The sequence below is a fragment of the Aminobacter sp. P4_D5 genome (assembly GCF_056401815.1).
Map to the genome: position 1 here is coordinate 1 of NZ_JBFUIP010001499.1, position 501 is coordinate 501.

The window sequence follows — 501 nt, forward strand, 5'->3', positions numbered from 1 at the left end:
GAGGCCGCCCTGTCCGAAGCCAAGAAGGATCCGGGCTTCGACAAGGAATGGCGACGGCTGCTGCAGGATTATGTGGGCCGCCCCAGCCCGCTCTGGTTCGCCGAGCGCATCACGCAGCACTGCGCTTCCCTGGCGCCGCGCCGCGGCGACGGCGCGAAGGTCTACTTCAAGCGCGAGGACCTGAACCACACCGGCGCGCACAAGATCAACGCCGTGCTCGGCCAGATCCTGCTCGCCAAGCGCATGGGCAAAAAGCGCATCATCGCCGAGACCGGCGCGGGCCAGCATGGCGTCGCGACGGCCACGGCCTGCGCGCTCTTCGGTCTGCCCTGCACCGTCTTCATGGGCGCGGTCGATGTCGAGCGCCAGAAGCCCAACGTCTTCCGCATGAAGCTGCTCGGCGCCGAGGTGGTGCCGGTGACCTCCGGTGCGGCCACGCTCAAGGACGCGATGAACGAGGCGCTGCGCCACTGGGTCGCGAATGTCGACGACACCTACTAC

General features: G+C 68.1%; 1 protein-coding gene. It reads left to right on the forward strand.

The genetic code is table 11. From position 1 onward, the window contains the following. On the forward strand, nt 1-501 hold a 501-nt coding region (locus tag AC1DWF_RS39175; RefSeq protein ID WP_476843764.1), incomplete at both ends, for a pyridoxal-phosphate dependent enzyme.